Origin of the sequence: Brachybacterium sp. AG952 (genome assembly GCF_004362645.1) — a bacterium.
Lineage (GTDB): Bacteria > Actinomycetota > Actinomycetes > Actinomycetales > Dermabacteraceae > Brachybacterium > Brachybacterium conglomeratum.
The window spans coordinates 1,135,602-1,155,232 of sequence record NZ_SNXV01000001.1 but is presented as its reverse complement, the minus strand read 5'-3'; the positions used below and the strand labels follow the sequence as shown (position 1 = coordinate 1,155,232).

The 19,631-nt window shown below is 71.3% G+C and carries 18 protein-coding genes; 14 read left to right on the top strand and 4 right to left on the bottom strand.

The genetic code is table 11. The features are described 5' to 3' along the window. The 5 genes from DEU31_RS16735 to DEU31_RS05145 all read left to right on the top strand — a co-directional run bounded on the left by DEU31_RS16735 (position 1) and on the right by DEU31_RS05145 (position 4,755). On the top strand, positions 1 to 141 hold the full coding sequence (locus DEU31_RS16735) for a hypothetical protein (protein WP_166649388.1): 141 nt from the start codon (positions 1 to 3) through the stop codon (positions 139 to 141). Continuing rightward, a complete protein-coding gene (locus DEU31_RS05160) occupies positions 138 to 1,319 on the top strand; it encodes a putative sulfate exporter family transporter (protein WP_010550184.1) in 1,182 nt (393 codons plus the stop codon). Before DEU31_RS16735 ends, DEU31_RS05160 begins: the two co-directional genes overlap by 4 nt. Positions 1,320 to 1,493: 174 nt before the next feature. Continuing rightward, positions 1,494 to 2,600 carry a Vms1/Ankzf1 family peptidyl-tRNA hydrolase gene (locus tag DEU31_RS05155; protein ID WP_133676160.1) on the top strand — a complete coding sequence of 369 codons (1,107 nt, stop codon included), beginning with the start codon at positions 1,494 to 1,496 and terminating at the stop codon, positions 2,598 to 2,600. A 230-nt stretch (positions 2,601 to 2,830) separates the two neighbouring features. Then, positions 2,831 to 3,157 (top strand): hypothetical protein, encoded by a 327-nt coding sequence (locus tag DEU31_RS05150; RefSeq protein ID WP_010550186.1) that lies wholly within the window; start codon positions 2,831 to 2,833, stop codon positions 3,155 to 3,157. Positions 3,158 to 3,366: 209 nt separating this feature from the next. Next, positions 3,367 to 4,755, top strand: coding sequence for a TerC family protein (locus DEU31_RS05145; RefSeq protein ID WP_010550187.1), 1,389 nt, complete (start codon positions 3,367 to 3,369; stop codon positions 4,753 to 4,755). Positions 4,756 to 4,894: 139 nt separating this feature from the next. Here DEU31_RS05145 and DEU31_RS05140 read toward each other — a convergent pair whose 3' ends face one another. Continuing rightward, positions 4,895 to 5,740 (bottom strand): lysoplasmalogenase, encoded by an 846-nt coding sequence (locus DEU31_RS05140; RefSeq protein ID WP_208109958.1) that lies wholly within the window; start codon positions 5,738 to 5,740, stop codon positions 4,895 to 4,897. A gap of 107 nt (positions 5,741 to 5,847) precedes the next feature. Here DEU31_RS05140 and mphO point away from each other — a divergent pair, with 107 nt between their 5' ends. The 7 genes from mphO to rdfA all read left to right on the top strand — a co-directional run bounded on the left by mphO (position 5,848) and on the right by rdfA (position 14,717). Then, positions 5,848 to 6,801: a macrolide 2'-phosphotransferase MphO gene (gene mphO, locus DEU31_RS05135; protein WP_166649387.1), complete on the top strand. Its 954-nt coding sequence runs from the start codon at positions 5,848 to 5,850 to the stop codon at positions 6,799 to 6,801. Positions 6,802 to 7,176: 375 nt separating this feature from the next. Then, the gene (locus tag DEU31_RS17270) at positions 7,177 to 8,172 is read left to right on the top strand and encodes a transglycosylase family protein (protein ID WP_133676156.1); all 996 of its coding nucleotides are present in this window, start codon (positions 7,177 to 7,179) and stop codon (positions 8,170 to 8,172) included. Between the two features lie 503 nt (positions 8,173 to 8,675). Further along, a complete protein-coding gene (locus DEU31_RS05125) occupies positions 8,676 to 10,115 on the top strand; it encodes a glycoside-pentoside-hexuronide (GPH):cation symporter (RefSeq protein ID WP_010550191.1) in 1,440 nt (479 codons plus the stop codon). Between the two features lie 164 nt (positions 10,116 to 10,279). Further along, positions 10,280 to 11,452, top strand: a complete 1,173-nt coding sequence (locus tag DEU31_RS05120; RefSeq protein WP_133676154.1) for a Gfo/Idh/MocA family oxidoreductase — start codon at positions 10,280 to 10,282, stop codon at positions 11,450 to 11,452. Between the two features lie 91 nt (positions 11,453 to 11,543). Next, a complete protein-coding gene (locus tag DEU31_RS05115) occupies positions 11,544 to 12,392 on the top strand; it encodes a sugar phosphate isomerase/epimerase (protein ID WP_133676152.1) in 849 nt (282 codons plus the stop codon). Between the two features lie 413 nt (positions 12,393 to 12,805). Continuing rightward, on the top strand, positions 12,806 to 13,582 hold the full coding sequence (locus tag DEU31_RS05105) for a MerR family transcriptional regulator (protein WP_133676149.1): 777 nt from the start codon (positions 12,806 to 12,808) through the stop codon (positions 13,580 to 13,582). A gap of 304 nt (positions 13,583 to 13,886) precedes the next feature. Further along, the gene (gene rdfA / locus DEU31_RS05100) at positions 13,887 to 14,717 is read left to right on the top strand and encodes a rod-determining factor RdfA (protein WP_010550195.1); all 831 of its coding nucleotides are present in this window, start codon (positions 13,887 to 13,889) and stop codon (positions 14,715 to 14,717) included. 230 nt (positions 14,718 to 14,947) lie between these two features. Here rdfA and DEU31_RS05095 read toward each other — a convergent pair whose 3' ends face one another. From DEU31_RS05095 to DEU31_RS05085, 3 genes are all read right to left on the bottom strand, one after another. After that, complete coding sequence (locus DEU31_RS05095; RefSeq protein WP_133676146.1) at positions 14,948 to 16,513, bottom strand: GMC family oxidoreductase; 1,566 nt, start codon at positions 16,511 to 16,513, stop codon at positions 14,948 to 14,950. Further along, a complete protein-coding gene (locus tag DEU31_RS05090) occupies positions 16,510 to 17,100 on the bottom strand; it encodes a hypothetical protein (protein ID WP_053918543.1) in 591 nt (196 codons plus the stop codon). Before DEU31_RS05090 ends, DEU31_RS05095 begins: the two co-directional genes overlap by 4 nt. A gap of 114 nt (positions 17,101 to 17,214) precedes the next feature. Next, positions 17,215 to 18,006: an IclR family transcriptional regulator gene (locus tag DEU31_RS05085; RefSeq protein WP_010550198.1), complete on the bottom strand. Its 792-nt coding sequence runs from the start codon at positions 18,004 to 18,006 to the stop codon at positions 17,215 to 17,217. A 123-nt stretch (positions 18,007 to 18,129) separates the two neighbouring features. Here DEU31_RS05085 and DEU31_RS05080 point away from each other — a divergent pair, with 123 nt between their 5' ends. Together DEU31_RS05080 and DEU31_RS05075 are read left to right on the top strand one after the other, a co-directional pair. Continuing rightward, positions 18,130 to 18,450 carry a putative quinol monooxygenase gene (locus DEU31_RS05080; RefSeq protein ID WP_010550199.1) on the top strand — a complete coding sequence of 107 codons (321 nt, stop codon included), beginning with the start codon at positions 18,130 to 18,132 and terminating at the stop codon, positions 18,448 to 18,450. A 289-nt stretch (positions 18,451 to 18,739) separates the two neighbouring features. Next, positions 18,740 to 19,576, top strand: a complete 837-nt coding sequence (locus tag DEU31_RS05075; RefSeq protein ID WP_133676144.1) for an SDR family NAD(P)-dependent oxidoreductase — start codon at positions 18,740 to 18,742, stop codon at positions 19,574 to 19,576. Positions 19,577 to 19,631: the final 55 nt, after the last annotated feature.

The following is a 19,631-nucleotide window of genomic DNA, read 5'->3' as shown; positions in this document are numbered from 1 at the left end:
GTGAGCAGCACCGAGCGCCCCGACAACCCCGATGACCACAAGCGGTTCTCCCTCGGCGAGGACTGGATCGCGACGCTCGTGGGGCTCGTCCTGTTCGGCGCCTGCATGGCCGGGCTGATCTCCCCGGAGCTGATCCCGTGAGCGCGACGGAGCGGACCGCCGACGGCGCCGCGGCCGAGGCCGCCGCCCCCTCCCCCGCCCCGGCTCCGCGCGCCGCGCTCGGCTGGACCGTCGCGGGCCTCGTGATCGTGGTGGCCCTGGCCTGGCTGGTCTCGGTGCTCACCGATGCGGTCCCCGAGCTCACCGAGGGCACCGCCGTCGGGAAGGTCGCGAAGTCGATCGAGTACCCGGTCTACGCGATCGCGCTCGGCTTCCTGGGCAACGCGGTGCTGTCCCTGACCGGGGTGCGCCGCCGCATGGCCGCGGCCTTCCGCACCGAGCTGTTCATCAAGGTGGGCCTGGTGCTGCTGGGCGCGACGGTGAACTTCGCGATCGTGGTGCGCGCGGCGGGCCCCGCCGTGCTCCAGGCGATCCTGCTGATCACCGCCGTCTTCGCCTTCACCTGGTGGTTCGCCGGACTGCTGGGGCTGGACGACAGGCTGCGGGCGCTGCTGGCCACCGCCCTGTCGATCTGCGGGGTCTCCGCCGCCGTCGCGGCCGCCGGCGCCGTGGAGGCGAAGAAGGAGCAGCTCGCCTACACCGCCACCCTCGTGATCGTCTTCGCGGTGCCCTCGATCTTCCTGCTCCCCTGGCTCGCGGACCTGATGGGGCTGTCCCCCGCGGTCACCGGCGCCTGGATCGGCGGCAACATCGACACCACCGCCGCGGTGACGGCCGCCGGCGCGGTCGCCGGCGAGCAGCCGCTGCAGATCGCCTCGATCGTGAAGGTCACCCAGAACGCGCTGCTGGGCATCGTCGCCGTGCTGCTGACGCTGTACTTCTCCTTCAGGGTCGCCCCCGCAGCCGGCCGGGCCGTCGCCGGCTCCGGCACGCGCCGCGTGGGAGATCGCCGCTCGCTGGCGATGCTCTGGGAGCGGTTCCCGAAGTTCGTGCTCGGCTTCCTGCTCGCCTCGGTCGTGGCGACGGTGCTCGCGGAGTCGGTCCCGGAGGCGGTGCTCGAGCCGCGGCTGGATGCCGCCAAGGAGCTGCAGACCTGGGCGCTGACCCTCGCCTTCGTCTCGATCGGCCTCGAGTTCAACGCCTCGAGCATCAGGGAGTCCGGCTGGAAGCCGATCGTCGTGTTCGCGGCGGCGACCGTCGTGAACCTCGTCGTCGGCCTGGGCCTGGCGCTGCTGCTCTTCCGCGGCTTCACCTTCTGACCGCCCCGCGGGACGGGAGCCGGAGCGGGCCCCACGCAGGGCAGCGACCCCCTCGGCCCGAACCCGCTTGCGATGCCGGACCCCGCGTGCCAGGGTTGAACGGACCCAGGCGGGGCGAAGAGGCCGAGCTGGGAGCACGGTCGTCCCCGCACGTCGAGCACCTGGAGGTCCACTGTGAAACTGCCCTGGCTCACGCCCGTCCTCGAAGCGGACGGCCCCGTCGTCTCGGTCCACCTCGACACCACCCGGACCGACCCCCATGCCGCCGGCGAGCTCGAGGCCCGCTGGGCGCGGATGCGCTCCACCCTCGCGGCCGACGGCGCCCCGCAGGGGCTGCTCGCGCAGATCGAGGAGACGGTGCTCAGCCCCTCGACCCTCGGCGGACGGCAGGGCCGCTCCGTCTTCGCGAACGACGACGGGATCCTCGTGGACCGGGTGCTTCCGGCGCCCCCGCTGCAGGAGTCGGCCCACCGGGGCGAGTTCCCGCAGCTGCTGCCGCTGCTGCAACTGATCCCCTTCGCCGTGCGCCAGCTGCTGGTGGTCGTGGACCGGGCCGGCGCCGACCTGCACCTGCGAGCGCCGGAGAACCCGTCGATCGCCCACGGCCCGAACGGTCTGGGAGAGGACGCGACCGTCGAGGGCGGACACGACGTCCTCCACAAGGCGAGCGTCGGAGGCGGTCCCCAGCACGGCTGGCGGGCCGACAACTTCGAGGCCCGCGTCGAGGACTCCTGGGAGCGCAACGCCGACGCGGTCGCCGCCGCCGTCGAGCGCGCGCTGCGCGAGCACCGCGTGGACATGGTGATGCTCAGCGGGGACGTGCGCGCGATGGGACTGCTGCGCGAGGCGCTGGGCCGTGAGACCCGCGAGCGGCTCCTGGAGGTCCCCGGCGGCAGCCGCGGCACAGCACTGGACCGCGGCCCCTTCCGCGAGGCGCTCACCCGCACCACCGAGGAGTTCATCGCCGCCCGGCAGCGGGACCTCGAGGGCCGCTTCCGCGAGAGCCAGGCGCGCGACGGCGCCTCGGTGGGCGGCGCGACCGAGGTCGCCCAGGCGATCAGCCGCGGCCAGGTCGAGGAGCTGGTGTTCGTCACCGGCGGGGAGCCCGCCGGGATCGAGGAGCTGCTGCGCACGGCTCTGGCCATCGACGCCTCGGTCTCCGCCCTGCAGGAGGACGCGCTCGGGATCCCCGAGGGCGTCGGCGCGCTGCTCCGCTGGAAGGACGAGGCCACCCCGTCCAACAGCATCGGATCGATGTCCGGGGACCGCGCGCGCGAGTGAGCCGCGCGAGTGGGCGTCGTCGGCCGACGGGGCTGCCGTCCCCGTCGGCCGGCCGCGCCTCCCGCAGGGACGGTCCGGGCCGCCCGGGCCCCGGTTCCCGGGCTCGACCGATCGGTCCCCGACCTCGACATCGGCCCGCTGTGCGACAGCATGGACGTGCCGGTCATCTCCGGCACGGCGAACGCTCCGATCGGAGATCGGAGACGCACGACGGAGAAGGAGGAGCAGTCATGCCCGAGGCATGGAGCGCGAAGCGCGAACGTCAGTTCCAGCACATCAAGGACAGCCAGCTCGACAAGGGCGTCTCCGAGGACGAGGCCGAGGAGATCGCCGCCCGCACCGTGAACAAGACGCGAGCCCAGGAGGGCGAGTCCGAGGAGGCCAGCCGGACCTCTCTCGAGGACAAGTCCCCGTCCGAGCGGGGAGGTGAGCGCTCGCACAGCGGCGCGAAGGGACGCACGAAGGAGCAGCTCTACCAGGACGCCCGCCGGCAGGGCGTCGAGGGCCGCTCGACCATGGACAAGGACGAGCTGGAGGACGCGGTCGACGACCGCTGACGGCCGCTCGCCCGCTGAGAGGCGCGTCCCAGCCCCCTCCCAGGCGCGCATCACCCGCGTGTAGACTCGGCGACGGCAACGGGGGAGTATCCGCCACGCTGCGCACGTCAACACGGGGACCGCCGAACGGGCCCCCGGGCGCAGCGGCCTGTCAGACGTCACGACAGGTGGAGAGACCCGGGATCGTCTCACGACCCGGAAGGTCCTCCATGACCGTCTCCCCCCTGATCTGGGCCGTCACCATCATCGTGGTGCTCGGGCTCCTCGCCTTCGACTACATCTTCCATGTGCGCAAGGCGCACATCCCCACCCTGCGCGAAGCGGCCGTGTGGTCCGCGCTCTACGTCGGCATCGCCCTCGCCTTCGGCGTGCTCGTCCTCGTCTTCGGCGGGGTCGACATGGGCACCGAGTACTTCGCCGGGTACGTCACCGAGAAGGCCCTCTCGGTCGACAACCTCTTCGTCTTCCTGATCATCATCGCCGGCTTCTCCGTGCCCCGCGAGGACCAGCAGAAGGTGCTGCTGTTCGGCATCACCTTCGCGATCATCGCCCGCTCGGGCATGATCGCCCTCGGCGCCGCCGCGATCGACAACTTCTCCTGGGCCTTCTACCTCTTCGGCGCGATCCTGCTCTACACCGCGATCAAGATGATCGTGGACGAGCTGAAGGAGGACTCCCACGAGGACTCCGAGGGCGTCTTCGTCCGCCTGGTGAAGAAGGTCCTGCCCGCCACCGACGAGTACGACGGCGACAAGTTCTTCACCATCGAGAACGGCAAGCGCGTCCTCACCCCGATGCTGCTGGTCATGATCGCCATCGGCGCGACCGACATCCTCTTCGCGCTCGACTCGATCCCGGCGATCTTCGGCCTCACCCAGAACACCTACATCGTGTTCACCGCGACCGTGTTCTCCCTGCTGGGCCTGCGCCAGCTGTACTTCCTCATCGACGGGCTGCTCGACCGCCTGGTGTACCTCTCCTACGGCCTGTCGATCATCCTCGCCTTCATCGGCGTGAAGCTCGTCGTGCACGCGCTGCACGAGAACGAGCTGGGCTTCATCAACGGCGGCGAGGCCGTGCACGCGATCCCGGAGATCACCACCGCCTTCTCGCTCAGCGTGATCATCGGCGTCCTCACGGTCACGGTCCTCGCCTCCCTGCTGTCCCCGAAGGGACGGGCGCAGGCCGCGGTGAACAACGCCCATCACGAGGCCCGCGCCTATCTCGAGATGACCTACCGCTCCTTCGAGGAGCAGCGGGACGCGATGTACGAGAAGATGCTCGCCCACGAGAAGATCGTCGACGGCCTGCCCGCGAAGTACGAGGACATCGTCGTGGCCGAGCGCAGCGTGCGCGAGCTCCTCGCCGACGCCCACCGCGTGCACGAGGCGCGGCTCGCCTTCAACGAGCGGGGCGAGCGCTCCGACGAGCAGCCGGACGGCCTGCTGGTCACCCACCCCGACGGCACCGTCGCGACCGATCCCGGCGGCACGGTGATCACCCTCGCCGAGGAGAAGGAGCTGCGGGAGACCAAGGAGGCCAAGCGCCGCGCCCGCGAGCAGGCGCGCGCCGAGCACGCCGAGGCGCGCAGGGGCTGACCGGGGGCCCGCCCGGCCGGGCGGCCCACCGTGCCGCCCCCGGCCGGTCAGCCCACCGGGCAGCCTCCGCCAGCCGGGCAGCCCCATCGGGCCGGCATCCCCCGGCTCGCCGCCCGTCGGCCCTCAGGACCCTGGTCGGTCACGGGCGCTGGGCGTCACGATGTGGCGATATCGCCGCATCGTGACGCCCAGCGCCATCTCTCGGCCGTCGTCCGGCCCGGGCGCGGTGCCCCAGCACGCCGAGCACGAGCAGCACCTGCGCCGCGACATAGGTCGCCATCACCCACACCTCGTGCGCCGGGAGCGTGAGCACGTCGAAGGTGTTCAGGGCGATGAGGGAGTCGGAGACCACGAACACCGCTCCCCCGATCCCGCCGCGCACTCCGAGCCCCGTGGCCAGAACCGCCATCGCGCAGATCGCCGCGGCATAGACCACCAGCGCGGGCAGCAGCACCCCGGCCGACGGCGTGCACAGCCCCACGATCAGCGCGGCGGCGCCGAGATAGGGGAGCACCGCCGCGCGGCCGGCGAGGGCGCGCCCCGTCCCGTCGCCGCGGCTCCGAGCTTCCCGGCCCTCTGCACCCCGAGATCCCGCGCTCCGGGCCGCGGACCTGCCCGGCGATCGCGCCGCGAGCAGCGACCCTCCCCGCAGCGGCCACAGCGCGAGCGCGTAGACGATCTGGGCGAGCAGGAAGCTGGTGAGCATGGCGAGGAACTGCGCCTGACCGTCGAGGAACCGAGGGAGGGTGTCCCCCGCCCACGAGAGCACGAGCCCCAGCGCGAAGAGCCGGACGAGCCGGCCGCGCGGGGGCTCCGTCCCGGCCAGCAGCGCACCGAGCAGCAGCGGCATGAGCAGGGGCTGGGTGACCTCGGCGACGTGCCCGCCGCCGCGCAGCTGCGCCCCGAGATGCACCGCCGTGACCAGGGCGAGCGCGAGAAGCGCTGCCCGGGCCAAGGCGCCGACGCCCCCTCGCATCCCGCGCATGGCCCGAGCCTACGCGGGCAGGCATCGCGGCCGGCGAGCACCGGACGCGCGCACCGTCGGCCGGGAAACCGAATGACGTCGTGCGCGGGACCGGGCAGACTGCCGGCATGACCGAGACCTCTCCCTCGAGCCCGTCGTCGGCCACGGCCGATGCCGGGACTCCCCCGCCCGCCGACCTCGAGCAGCTCCTCGCCCTCGCCGCCGATCACGGGCTCGACCTCCTCGGCGACTCGCTGCGCACCGAGGAGATCGGCCTCGACTTCCGCGTCGCCTTCGCCCGGTCGCGGGACGGGCAGGACTGGGTGCTGCGCATCCCCCGCCGCGCCGAGGTGCTGGCCCGCGCCGCGGTCGAGGGCCGGCTGCTCGCCCACCTCGCCCCGCACCTGGACATCGCGATCCCCGACTGGCGGATCAGCACGGAGCGCCTGATCGCCTATCCCCTCCTGCCCGGCACCCCGGGACTGACCGTCAGCGCCGACGGCACGGTCGAGTGGCACGTGGACATGGCCTCGACCGAGTACGCCCGCGCCCTCGGCACCTTCCTCGCCCAGCTCCACACCGTGGACCCCGAGGAGGCCGCCGCCACCGGGATCCCGTCCCGCACCCCGTCGGAGGTGCGCGGTGTATGGCGCGAGGACCTCACCCGGGTCGCGGAGGCCTTCCCCATCGCGCCGGCGCTGCGGGAGCGGTGGGAGGCGTGGCTGGCGGAGGACTCCTACTGGCCGGACCGCAGCGTGCTCACCCACGGTGAGGTGTACCCCGGCCACACCCTCGTCGAGGGCGAGCGGCTCAGCGCGGTGCTCGACTGGACCACGGCGTCCGTCGGCGATCCGGCGCGGGACCTCATGTTCCACCGCTCGAGCGCACCCCCGGAAGCCTTCGCGGCGACGCTCGCCGCCTACGTGGCCGGCGGCGGCACCCTCCACCCGCGGCTCGGCGAGCACGCCGAGGAGATGTTCTCCGCCTCCCCGCTCGCCTACGGGCTCTACGCGCTGGAGACCGGCGAGGAGGAGCACCGCGCCGCGGCGGCGGCCGCGCTCGACCCGCCGGACGCCGACTGAGGCGGGCGCGGGAGAGGCCGCCAGGACGGGGCGCCGGGGGCGAACCGACCGGGCCCGCTGCCGCGAGCCCGACGGACCGCGTGCCGTCGGCCGACCGCACGGTGGACTGACGCTGTGAAGGGCGCCACAGGACGCGCCATGACCCACACCGCGCCATCCCGAACAGGAAGCTCACCGCGTCACCGCAGGTCAGCAGCGCGCAAAACGCCCCTCGGCGAGTCATGTCCTCGAACCGGAAGAGTAAAACCCCGGCCAGTTCCGGGCCGGGTCCTTGCCGCGAGGGGGCGGCGAGCCCCTACGGTGGCCGAAGTCCGAAGAGGTCGAGCCGCGCCCGCCCGGGGCCGCCGACCGCCCACGACGTGAGAGGACGTCCCCTTGTCCAAGCACAGCACCCACGCCCAGCGCACTTCCCGCGCTGCCACCCTCCGCCGCGGCCTCAGCCGCTCGGCCGTCGCCGTCGCCGGCGGCGCCGTCGTCGCCTCCGGCATGATCGCCGCGACCACCACCTCCGCCTCTGCCGCCACCGGCTGGGACGAGGTCGCCGCCTGCGAGTCCAGCGGTGACTGGTCAGCCAACACCGGCAACGGCTACTACGGCGGCCTGCAGTTCTCGCAGCAGACCTGGGAGGGCTTCGACGGCACCGAGTACGCCTCGACCGCCGACCAGGCCTCGAAGAGCCAGCAGATCGCGGTCGCCGAGCGCGTCCTGGCCGAGCAGGGCAAGGGCGCCTGGCCCACCTGCGGCGTCTCGATCAACGGCGGCTCCGACACCTCGGGCGCCCCCGCGGCCGAGGAGCAGGAGGAGGCCCCCGAGCAGGAGCAGCAGGCCCCGGCCGAGGAGCAGGAGCAGCAGCAGGCTCCCGAGCCCCGCGAGTCCGACCAGCAGGCGAACCGCTCCACCGAGCGCGAGAGCACCGAGCCCCAGGGCGACTGGAGCTGCGACGGTGACGGCATCGCCGACAACTGCGACGAGAACGGCTTCACCAAGGAGACCGAGAAGAAGCAGGAGGAGCCGAAGCAGCAGGAGGCCCCGGCCGAGGAGGCCGCCCCGGCCCCGCAGGAGTCCAAGGGCGAGCCCGGCTCCAAGGCCACCGGCGACCTCTCCGTCGCCGGCACCCTCGAGGTCGACGGCAAGATGGGCCCGAAGACCATCACCGCCCTCCAGGACTGGCTGGGCGTGGAGCAGACCGGCGAGATGGACGAGGAGACCACCCTCGCCCTGCAGGCCTGGGCCAAGACCTCGCAGGACGGCGTGATCGGCGAGGACACCGTCGCCGGCCTCCAGCACGAGGTCGGCGCCGTCCAGAACGGCTCCGACGAGATCGACGGGGACACCGTCGAGGTCCTGCAGGCCTTCCTGAACCTCTACTGAGCCTGACCGCGGCAGCGCCCCCGACGGGGTGATGACCGCCTGCGGCACCGCCGCACCCCTCCCGGACGGCCGGGTCGCCCCTCGTGGGCGGCCCGGCCGTCCGTCGTTCCCGCATCAGCGCCTCCGGGACCCTGATGACGCCCGGGCGAGCGTCGCCGAGCGCAATGCCTCTCGGCACACCTGAACCGACCGCCGACCCCCACCGGCAACCGTTGGCAACCGAACGAACAGCCCCGGCGCGCACCCCGCGATGTGACCGACATCTCTTCGTTGCGACAAGATCATCGATGCTGGTGAGACCTCCGTTACTCACCAGGCAACAAGTTCGAGACCATTTGGCAACACTGCAACCTCCGGCAACATCGCCACCTCCTCCGTGCTCCTGACCAGACTCTCCTCACCCCGCCTCACCGGTCCCCCGGAGAGCACCGCGATCAGAGCAGCCCGCACCCCCGCGCACGCCGCTCTCGCGACTCAAGGATGAGCCCGAAGGAGCTTCGACGATGAGCACCACCGCAGCGACACCCAAGCAGAAGAAGGACATCAGGCCGTTCAGCTGGCGCGACAAGGTCGGCTACATGTTCGGCGACTGGGGGAACGACTTCACGTTCATCCTCCAGTCCACGTTCTTCATGATCTTCTACACGAACGTCATGGGCATCAGCGCCGCCCACGTGGGCACTCTGCTCTTCGTCGCGCGCATCCTCGACGCGTTCACCGACGTCGGCGCCGGGCGTCTGATCGACACCCTGAAGCCCGGTCGCTCCGGCCGCTTCAAGCCCTGGCTGCTGCGGATCATGGTCCCGGTGACCGTCATGGCGTTCCTGATGTTCTCGCCCTTCGTGGCCGACGGCGCCTACGGCACCCGCCTGGCCTGGATGGTCGCCACCTACGTCCTGTGGGGCTCGGTCTTCTACACCCTGATCAACATCCCCTACGGCTCCATGGCCTCGGTGATCTCCAACGATCCCGGCCACCGCGCCTCGCTGTCGGTGTTCCGCTCCCTCGGCGGCACCCTCGCGAACCTCGCGATCTCCGTGCTCCTGCCGCTGGTCGTCTTCGTCCAGGTCTCCGGCCAGTCGGAGATGTCCGGGACCCGGATGATGTGGGCCGCCCTCGGCTGCGGCGTCCTCGCCGTGATCTGCTACCTGCTCTGCTTCGTGAACGTCGAGGAGCGCATCACCACCCCGCCGAAGCAGAAGGACCAGCGCCAGGGCCTCGGCCAGGCGCTCGGCTCGATGCTCATCAACCGCGGCCTCACCGGCCTGATCGCCACCGCCCTGTTCATGCTGATCGCCTTCATGATGCTCGGCGGCATGATGCCGTACATGCTCAACGAGTACTTCAACAACGGTCAGCTCCTGAGCCTGGTGAACTTCGTGGGCCTCGCCCCCACCTTGCTGCTGGTCCCCGTCGCCTCGAAGCTCGCCAAGACGTTCGGCAAGAAGGAGGTCGGCGCCGTCGGCCTGATCCTCGGCGTGATCTCCGGCGTGCTGCTGTTCGTGATACGCACCGACAGCCCCTACGTGTTCATGGTCGGCTACGCGCTGCTGATGCTCGGCGTCTCCGCGCTGAACATCCTCATCTGGGCGTTCATCACCGATGTGATCGACCTGCAGGAGATCCGCACCGGCGAGCGCAACGACGCGACCGTGTACGGCATGTACTCCTGGTCCCGCAAGCTCGGCCAGGCGATCGCCGGCGGTCTCGTCGGCTGGGCGCTCGGCTGGATCGGCTACCAGTCCGGCGGCGTGGAGCAGAGCCAGTCCGTGCTCGACGGCATCTACACCCTCGGCACCCTCGTCCCCGCCCTGCTGCTGCTGGTCTCGCTGCTGGCCCTCGTCTTCTGGTACCCGCTGACCAAGAAGCGGGTCGACGAGAACGTCGCGATCCTCGAGGAGCGTCACGCGGCGGCCGCCGCCTCGGCCTCCGAGCAGGCCTGATCCCCGTGCATCGGCGGCCCCGGTCACGGGTCTGCCGACGCATATAGGCTCGATGAAGAGGGAGAGCGCGTTCCTCCTCCCCTCCCTCCCCTCGCTCCTCGGTCCCACCAGATCCATCCGCGTCCCCTCCCGGGAGCGTGGCACCACCACAGAACGGAGACACCATGTCGGAGAAGAACGTCCGCCTCGGCATCATCGGATTCGGCGCCCAGGGCGGCATGTACGCCGGCCTCCTGGCCGACGGGAGGATCGCGGGCATGACGCTCGGCGCCATCGCCGACACCGATCCCGCGAAGAAGGACGCCGCCGCCGAGAAGCACGCCGGCACCCCCTTCTACGACGACTACGTCGCGATGCTGGACTCCGGGGATGTCGACGCCGTGGTCACCACCGTGCCGCACTACCTCCACCCCGAGATGACGATCACCGCGATCGGCAAGGGCATCCACACCCTCACCGAGAAGCCCGCGGGCGTCTACACCAAGCAGGTCGAGGAGATGAACGCCTTCGCGGCCGAGCATCCCGAGACCACCTTCGCCATCATGTTCAACCAGCGCACCAACCCGGTCTACACCGACCTCAAGGCGCTGATCGAGTCCGGCGAGCTCGGCGCGCTGCGCCACACCTCCTGGATCATCACGTCGTGGTGGCGCCCGCAGGGCTACTACGACCAGTCCGAGTGGCGCGCGACCTGGGGCGGCGAGGGCGGCGGCGTCCTCGTCAACCAGGCTCCCCACCAGCTGGACCTGTGGCAGTGGCTCGCCGGCGCCCCGAAGAAGGTCTTCGCGAAGCTCGCCTTCGGCTTCCAGCGCGACATCGCCACCGAGGACGAGGTCAACGCGCTCGTCGACTTCGGCGAGGGCGTCACCGGCCACTTCATGACCTCGACCAACGACATCATCGGCACCGACCGCCTCGAGCTGCTCTTCGACAAGGGCAAGGTCGTCGTCGACAAGTCGAACAAGGTCACCGTCTACCGCCTGTCGGAGGACGAGCGCAGCCTCAGCGACAAGATGACCATGCAGGACGTGGCCAAGCTGTTCCGCGGCGAGATGGATCCCTCCTCGCTGTACACCGTCGAGGAGAAGACCTACGAGTCGGCCTGGGGCCAGCAGCACATCGACGTCCTGACCAACTTCGCCGCGCACGTCAACGACGGCACCCCGCTGATCGCCGACGGCGCCGAGGGCATCAACGGCGTGCGCCTGGCCTCCGGCATGCAGCTGTCGGCCTGGACCGGCCGCGAGATCGACCTCGTGGACTACCCGGCCGAGGAGTACCTCTCCGAGCTCAACAAGCGCATCGAGGAGGAGGGGAAGTTCCCCACCCGCTCCTGAGCGCTCGCCCTGCGGCCCGGCGCCGACCTCCCGTCGACCCGGGCCGCGCCCGCCTCCCCACCGCCACCGCACTCTTCGAAGGAGAACACCCATGCCCGTCCTCGGACTCCAGCTCATGATGCTCAAGGACCAGATCAACGAGAAGGGGATGTACGAGGTCCTGCGCCAGGTGCGCGAGCTCGACATCGACGCCGTCGAGGTCTCCCAGGTGGAGATGACCGACAAGCTCATCGACGACCTCGTGCGCGGCAAGGCTGACTTCGGCGTCGAGACCGCCGCGATGAGCGTCTCGATCGCCCCGGGCGGCAACGGCTTCGCTCTCGAGACCGAGTTCGACCGCGCCGTCGAGGCGTGCGAGAAGACCGGAGCGCGCTTCCTGCGCATCGGCATGATGCCGTTCTCGGCGATGACCTCGAAGAAGGCGGCCGAGGACTGGGCGGCCTCCGTCGAGCCCTATGCGGCCCGTCTCGCCGAGAAGGGGATCACGCTCTGCTACCACAACCACCACGTGGACCTCATCCAGTTCGACGGCGAGCGGATCTTCGACATCGTGCGCCGCGTCGCCCCCTCGCTGCTGTTCGAGGTGGACCTGCACTGGGTCCAGCGCGGCGGCATGGCTCCGCTGGACATGCTCGAGGCCTACACCGGCGCCTGCAAGCTCATCCACGTCAAGGACTTCCGCGTCGCGCCGATGCCCGAGGACGCCGTGAAGCGCTTCGATGCCGGCGAGATGGACATGAAGGAGTTCTACGGGACCTTCCTCTCCCTCGGACAGTTCGCCGAGGTGGGCCAGGGCAACATGAACTGGCCCGCGCTGCTGCCCGCCGCGGAGAAGGCCGGCGCCGAGTACTTCCTCATCGAGCAGGACGACACCTACGGCCGCGACCCGATCGACTGCATCCGCGAGTCCCGCGAGTACCTGAGGTCCATCGGCTACTGAGCGACGGTCGCCCGCCGGGCGACTCGTCGCTCCGGCCTGACGCGCACGCCCCGGACCCAGCTGCATGACGTGGGCCCGCCTTCACAATCGGGACTCAGGCGGCACGCCGCGGCGATGAGCTCCTTGGCGTGCCGCTTGAGTCCCCTTTCTGCAGACGCCTCCCCCACGACGCCCGCCGTCCGTGCCCCGCACGGTCCGGCGGGCGTCGTCGTCCCCGCGGGGCTCGCCCCGGCCCTCTCGCACGGCCCGGGTTCCGCCGTCGACCCGGGTCCCTCCCCCGGCCCAGGTCCACCTCTTCACCCGGCCCGCGTCGCGGCCCCGGCGAAGATTCTTCTTCCGCCCCCTTGCGCTTGATGCGACGTCAAGGGGAATGATCGTGATCGCACCGAAGGAGACCGTCGAGAGGAGGAGCCATGGAGTCGCCACGGCACCCGGCCCGGGAGTGGTCGATCCAGGAGATCGTCCGCAGCACCGGCGTCACCAGCCGCACCCTGCGCCATTACCAGCAGGTGGGGCTGCTCGCCCCGAGCCGCACCGGTCACGGCGGGCAGAGGTTCTACGACGGCGCGGCCCTGCTGCGTCTGCAGCGGATCCTCGTCCTGCGCGAGCTGGGGCTCGGGCTGCCCGAGATCGGCCGCGTGCTCGACGAGCAGGTCGAGACGGTCTCCGCGCTGCGGGCGCATGCCGCGCAGCTCGAGCGGGAGCAGGAGCGTCTGTCCCGCATCGTCGCCTCGGTGCAGTCCACGATCCGGATTCTCGAGATAGGAGGAGAGCTCATGACGGACACGATGTTCGACGGATTCGACCACACGCAGCACCGCGAGGAGGTCGAGGAGAGGTGGGGCGAGCAGGCCTACGCCGATTCCGACCGGTGGTGGCGCTCGTTGAGCAACGCCGAGAAGGAGGGCTTCCGCGAGGAGGTCGACGCCCTGGTCGCCGGCTTCGCCGACACCTCGGCGCGCGAGCTGCCCGCGGAGCACGAGGAGGTCCAGGCCCTGACGGCCCGGCTGTACACCTGGATCAGCGCGGGCTGGGGCGGGAAGCGGCCCGGTGCCGAGGCCTTCGTCGGCATCGGCGACATGTACGTCGCCGATCCCCGCTTCGGGGCGACCTTCACGGTCGACGGCCGGCCCTTCGCCGAGCACGTCCGCGACGCGATGACGGTCTACGCACTCGAGCACCTCGAGTGATGACCCGCCCGCAGGGGCCCGGACGCCGAGAGGCGTCCGGGCCACTGTCGCGTCGCGCGGCGCCCGGCGACGGGCGGGCTCGTCCCGTGTCGGCGCACCGCGCAGCGGGAGCGCGTCCTCGTGCCCCGACCGTCGGACAGCGCGCTCCCCCGGGGCACAGCACCTCGCACACGACTCACACCGTTACCATTTCGTGATTCGTCCCACGCCGTCGGCGCTGTGACCGGCTTCCTGGGCGGTTCCGGAACGCGGCACCAGGGTTCGGGGCGTACCGTCGCCCGGGCCAACGATCCCAGGAGGCACAGTGAAGGTCCGAAGCACCTCAGCCCTGCGGCGCACCCTCGCCGCGCTCACGCTCACCGCCGCGCTCGGTCTGACCGCCGCGTGCAGCGGCGGGCAGGACGATCCCTCGCAGGCGTCCGACGGCGGCGGGCAGGCGGCACCGGCCGCCTCCGACGGTGGCGGCCAGGCGGCTCCGGGCGCGTCCGACGGCGGCGGCGCGGCCGGCGACCCGCAGGCCCAGGAGGCCGACGTCTCCGACGTGCCAGAGGTCGTCGCGACCGTCAACGGCACGGAGATCACCAAGGACGACTTCGTCCAGACCTACCAGTCCCAGTACCAGCAGATGGCGATGCAGCAGCAGGCCGGCGGGCAGGCGCCCGATGAGGAGCAGCTGAAGACCCAGGTCGCCGAGCAGCTCGTGAACAACGAGTTGCTGCGCCAGGGGGCCGAGGACGCGGGCATCAAGGCCACCGACAAGGACATCGACACCACCCTCGACGAGATCGCGAAGCAGAGCGGTCTGGGCTCGGGGGACGAGGTGGTCAGCGCCCTCGAGCAGCAGGGCATCTCCGCGGAGCAGGTCCGCCAGGACGCCGCCTCGCAGTTCGCGATCACGACCTACATCGAGCAGGAGGCCGACATCGCCGAGCCGAGCGACGAGGAGCTGAAGGCCCAGTACGACGCGATGGTCGAGCAGCAGTCCGCCGCCGGCGGCTCCGCCGAGGAGGTCCCGTCCTTCGAGGAGATGAAGGACCAGCTCGCCCAGCAGGCCACCATGCAGCAGCAGAACGAGGCCGCCACCGAGATCGCCGGGAAGCTGCGCGAGTCAGGGGACGTCACGATCAACGTCTGACCCCTCGCCGGGCCGACCGTCCCCGGCGCCGCCCGCATCCCCGGCGGACCTGCCCCAGCTCCGGCCCCTTGCGCCGCCCCGCACCCCACCGGGCCGGGCGATCGCCGGTTCGGCATCGACACGCACATCGAGAGGCAGATCTCGACCGGTATCTCTCCGGTCGAGATCTGCCTCTCGATTCCTGAAGGGGCCCGGCGGGGCCGCTCCGCCCGGACCTGACCCGCTCCGGATCAGACGGTGCCGGCGCGGAGCGACTCGGCGATGTGCTCGGCCTGACGGATCGCGAGCGCCACGATCGTCAGCGTCGGGTTCGCCGCGGCGCCGGTGGTGAACTGCGAGCCGTCCGAGACGAACAGGTTCGGCACGTCGTGCGCCCGACCGAAGCGGTCCACGACCCCGTCCTCCGGCCGCTCGCTCATGCGGCAGGTGCCCAGGTTGTGGGTCGAGGGGTACGGCGGGGTGCGATGCGTGCCCACCGCGCCGACGGCCTCGTACAGCGCCTCGGCCCTGCCGTAGGCGTGCTCGCGCATGGAGAGGTCGTTGGGGTGATCGTCGAAGTGGACGCTCGCGACCGGCAGTCCGTGCTGGTCCGTGACGGTGGGGTCCAGCGTGACGGCGTTGGACTCCTGGGGCATGTCCTCCCCCACCAGCCAGCAGCCGGCGGTGTTCTCGTAGGCGTCCAGCAGCCGGGTGAAGCTCGGCCCCCAGGAGCCGGGCTCGACGAAGCTCGCCATGAAGGCAGGGCCCAGCGAGATCGTCTGGATGTAGTAGCCGCCGGCGAAGCCGCGCGAGGGATCGTGCACGGACTCGTCGCTGATGTTCCCGGCCATGGTCTCGCCGCGGTACATGTGCACCGGCTTGTCGAACTGCGCGTACACGCTGCCGGTCATGTGGCGCATGTAGTTGCGGCCCACGAGGCCGGAGGAGTTCGCGAGCCCGTCGGGGAACAGCGACGAGGAGCTCAGGTGCAGCAGGCGCGGCGTCTCGATCGCGTTGCCGGCGACGCACACGAGCTTCGCCGCCTGGCGGTGCAGGTTCCCCTCGGCGTCGAGGTAGAGCACCGCGTCGACCCGTCCCGTGCGGTCGTGCAGGATCTGCGCGACGTGCGAGTCCGGGCGCAGGTCGAGCTTCCCCGTGGCGAGGGCGCGAGGGATCTCGCGCACCATCGTCGACCACTTCGCGCCGCTCTTGTCGCCCTGGAAGTTGAAGCCGTCCTGGACCGAGGCGGGACGGCCGTCATAGGGCTCGGCGTTGGTGCCGTAGGGGCCGGTGGCGTAGTGGCGGTAGCCGAGCTTCTCGGCGCCGGCGGCGAGGACCTTGTAGTTGTTGTTCGCCGGCAGAGGCGGTCGGCCTCCGCGGTGGGTGGAGCCGATCGCGTCCTCGGCGCGGGTGTAGTACGGCTCGAGCTCCTCGTAGGTCATCGGCCAGTCCATCAGGCTCGCGCCGTCGATTCGGCCGTAGGTGCTGCGAGTGCGGAACTCGTGCGGCTTGAAGCGCGGGGTCGCCCCGGACCAGTGGGTGGTGGTGCCGCCGACGGCCTTGACGATCCAGGCCGGCAGGTTCGGGAAGTCCTTCGCGATGCGCCAGCTGCCGGAGGTGGTGCGGGTGTCGGTCCACGCCATCTGGTCGAAGGCGGCCCATTCGAGGTTCATGTAGTCCTCGCCGCGCAGGTACGGGCCGGCCTCGAGCAGCACGCACTCGACGCCCGCCCTGGTCAGCTCGTAGGCGAGGGTGCCACCGCCGGCGCCCGAGCCGATGATGACGACGGCCTCGGTGGAGTGATCGATCGTGCTCATGCCTGCCCCTTCGTCCCGCGGCCGGTGCGTCCGGCGCGTGCCCTGCTCTGTCCTGCCGGGACGGCGGCGCCCCGGACGCTCTTCGTGGTCGCCCCGCGGGGGAGATCGGAGACGACCTCCACCAGCGGCTCCCCGTCGTACTCCTCGATCCGCGGATCCGGCAGCCAGTCCAGATCGTCGAATCCGCGGTGGAGGTAGCCGCCCTTCTCGAAGGACGGTCCCTCGTAGCCGATCACCTCCCAGACCTCCTCGTCCTCGTAGAGGCTGACCACCACGGTCTGCCGCACGAAGCCGAAGAAGGTCGTGTGCTGGATGCGCAGCAGAAGCGGCAGCGCCTCCTCGGGGCTGAGCTCGGTGAAGCGGCCGTCCGCGAGGGCCTCGAGGGAGTCGAGGCCGTGGGCGAGCTTGACCCGCATCCACGCGCTCTCCTCCGCCGCGCAGCGGACGGTGTCCGCGGCCCGCCGGTAGGCCGAGTCCGGCACGCGCTCGTGCGGGAACGCGGCCTTGATCAGGGCGGTGAGCGTCGCCTCCGCCTCGTCGGTCCCTTCGATCTCGTTCACGGCCTCGTCGCCGTCCGGTGCGCTCATGGCGTCTCCTTCCCACTGCATCTTCGTCAGTGACCTGAGGCACACGATAGGCAGGGGCTGCGGCGAGCGCCCAGCGCCGTTATCACCGGGCGAGAACGCCGACGGGTGCCGCGGTCAGTGGGCCTGTGCGCCCAGACGATAGGCGCGCCCGGCGCGGGAGGCGCAGGCCCGCACCCGGTCCTCGACATGGCGGAGACGCCCCTCGTAGGCGGCGACCGGCGCGGAGACCGCGACGGTGCCCAGCAGCATCCCGTCGTCGGCCTTGATCGTCGCGGCGAGGCAGCTGGAGCCGGGCACGAACTCCTGGTGCTCCCAGGCGATGCCGCGCTCGGCGATCTCGGCGAGCTGGCGGCGCAGCTCCCCCGGGTCTACGAGGGTGCGGTCGGTGTGGGCACGCAGGGGCCCTGCCAGGTACTCCTCCTGCTCCTCGGGAGCGAGGGAGGCGAGCCCCGCCTTCCCGAAGGCGGTCGCGTGCGGGCTCTCGTGGAAGCCGAAGCCGAGCGGGGACAGCCGCGGAGCCTGCGGCGAGTCGGAGACGTGCACGACGACGAAGTCGGTGCCGCGGTGGATCGCGAGATAGGCGGCCATGCCCAGGTCACGATGCATGGCGTGGACCTCCTCGCGCACGGAGCGCGGGATGCCGAGATCGTCATGGAGGCCGACGGCCAGGCGGTGCAGCTTGTAGCCCAGTGCGAAGCGCTTCTCCGTGCGCAGGTGCACGAGGTACTCGGAGCGGATCAGCTCCTGCGCGATCCGATACACCGTGGGCAGCGGGATCGAGGTCGCCTCGGAGATCCTGCGCGCGGTGCTGCTGCCGTGCTCCGCCACCGCTTCCAGCACCGCGATCGCCCGGGCGACCTGGCCGCCCTGGTCCTGGGCCGCTCGGCCTGTGTCGTTCGAGGTCATCGTCGTCCTCCTTCCGGCGACCATTGTGCCCGAGCCCTGCTTCTTGCCCTGCGAGAATCGAGGTTCCCCGCGCGTGCCGGATACGGCAGGCTGGTCCCGTCACCTCTCAGAAAGGACCCGACGATGATCCTCATCAACGTGAAGTTCCCTGTGAAGCCCGAGTTCGCCGACCGCTGGCCCGAGATCGCGAGCGAGTTCACCGAGAGCACGCTCGCCGAGCCGGGCAACCTGTGGTTCGAGTGGTCGCGCAGCGTCAAGGAGCCCAGCACCTACGTGCTCATCGAGGCGTTCACCGACGAGGGCGCCGGCCCGCACGTGGACTCCCCGCACTTCAAGAAGATGCAGGAGGAGTTCCCGCAGTACCTCACGGCGACGCCGCAGATCATCTCCCACCAGATCGACAGCGACGGCTGGGGGCCGATGGGCGAGATCACCGTCGACTGACGGCGGCGGGAGCTGCCGGCGGAGCGGCTCCTCCTGCCTCCCGGGCAGGGACGCCCGTCACCACGACGGGCCGATGCGGGGGCGTCCACCGAGCGGTGGGCGCCCCCGCCGCGTCGTCCTGCCGACGACTCCGTGCCGTCGCCCCTCGGGCGCCCGCGCACCGATCTGCCGGGGCGCGTCCCGCGCTTCTCACGGGACAAGAGGAGATGTTGCCTGGGTCACACGCGCGTTGGTCTCCTGGCCGCGGCGGCCCGACGGACGCGCCGCCGGAACTCGAGGAGGAGTCACCATGAGCACCACCGCGAACGACCGCTCGACCGTCGAGGCCGCCCGGGACAGGGCGCCGGAGGGACAGAAGGTCGCGGTCGTCACCGGCGCCGCCCGCGGCATCGGCGAGGCCATCGCCCAGCGCCTGGGCCGCGACGGCCTGCACGTGATCGTCGCCGACCTGCCCTCGATGCAGGAGGGCGTCGCCTCCACCGTCGAGGCGATCACCTCCGCAGGTGGCGCCGCCACCGCCGCCGAGACCGACGTCACCGAGGAGGCCTCGGTCGAGGCGCTGGTCGAGACCGCCGTCGAGGCGGGCGGACACCTCGACGTGTTCGTCGCCAACGCCGGGATCGCGCAGGTCCAGGAGCTCATCGACTACGACGCCGCCGACTTCCAGAAGATCCTCGACGTCAACGTCACCGGGGTCTTCAACTCCTACCGCCAGGCCGCGCGGCAGATGATCGCTCAGGGCCACGGCGGCAAGATCATCGGCGCCGCCTCGATCGTCGCCTTCCGCCCCTTCGCGCTGCTGGGCCCCTACTCGGCCACCAAGTGGGCGGTGCGGGGCCTCACGCAGGCCGCGGCGATGGAGTGGGCTGAGCACGGCATCACGGTCAACGCCTACGGTCCCGGCATCGTCGGCACCGCGATGTGGGACCTGATCGACGAGAAGCTCGCGGCGAAGCACGGCCAGCAGAGGGGCGAGGCGCTCGAGGAGAATGCGCGCTCGATCCACCTGGGCAGGGTCTCCGTGCCGGAGGACGTCGCGGCGATGGTGTCCTACCTGGCGGGTCCCGACTCGGACTACGTCACCGGGCAGACGATGCTCGTCGACGGCGGCATCCAGTTCAGCTGAGCGCCGCTGCGGCGGCCGACGGGGCCCGCACGAGGGCGGGCCGGCGGGAGCGGGC

Excerpts from the sequence above, each read along its gene's own strand:
- DEU31_RS05150 (WP_010550186.1), top strand. The coding sequence starts at position 2,831 with ATGCCCGAGGCATGGAGCGCGAAGCGCGAACGTCAGTTCCAGCACATC.
- DEU31_RS05145 (WP_010550187.1), top strand. The coding sequence starts at position 3,367 with ATGACCGTCTCCCCCCTGATCTGGGCCGTCACCATCATCGTGGTGCTC.
- DEU31_RS05140 (WP_208109958.1), bottom strand. The coding sequence starts at position 5,740 with ATGCGCGGGATGCGAGGGGGCGTCGGCGCCTTGGCCCGGGCAGCGCTT.
- mphO (WP_166649387.1), top strand. The coding sequence starts at position 5,848 with ATGACCGAGACCTCTCCCTCGAGCCCGTCGTCGGCCACGGCCGATGCC.
- DEU31_RS05125 (WP_010550191.1), top strand. The coding sequence starts at position 8,676 with ATGAGCACCACCGCAGCGACACCCAAGCAGAAGAAGGACATCAGGCCG.
- DEU31_RS05120 (WP_133676154.1), top strand. The coding sequence starts at position 10,280 with ATGTCGGAGAAGAACGTCCGCCTCGGCATCATCGGATTCGGCGCCCAG.
- DEU31_RS05115 (WP_133676152.1), top strand. The coding sequence starts at position 11,544 with ATGCCCGTCCTCGGACTCCAGCTCATGATGCTCAAGGACCAGATCAAC.
- DEU31_RS05105 (WP_133676149.1), top strand. The coding sequence starts at position 12,806 with ATGGAGTCGCCACGGCACCCGGCCCGGGAGTGGTCGATCCAGGAGATC.
- DEU31_RS05095 (WP_133676146.1), bottom strand. The coding sequence starts at position 16,513 with ATGAGCACGATCGATCACTCCACCGAGGCCGTCGTCATCATCGGCTCG.
- DEU31_RS05090 (WP_053918543.1), bottom strand. The coding sequence starts at position 17,100 with ATGAGCGCACCGGACGGCGACGAGGCCGTGAACGAGATCGAAGGGACC.
- DEU31_RS05085 (WP_010550198.1), bottom strand. The coding sequence starts at position 18,006 with ATGACCTCGAACGACACAGGCCGAGCGGCCCAGGACCAGGGCGGCCAG.
- DEU31_RS05080 (WP_010550199.1), top strand. The coding sequence starts at position 18,130 with ATGATCCTCATCAACGTGAAGTTCCCTGTGAAGCCCGAGTTCGCCGAC.
- DEU31_RS05075 (WP_133676144.1), top strand. The coding sequence starts at position 18,740 with ATGAGCACCACCGCGAACGACCGCTCGACCGTCGAGGCCGCCCGGGAC.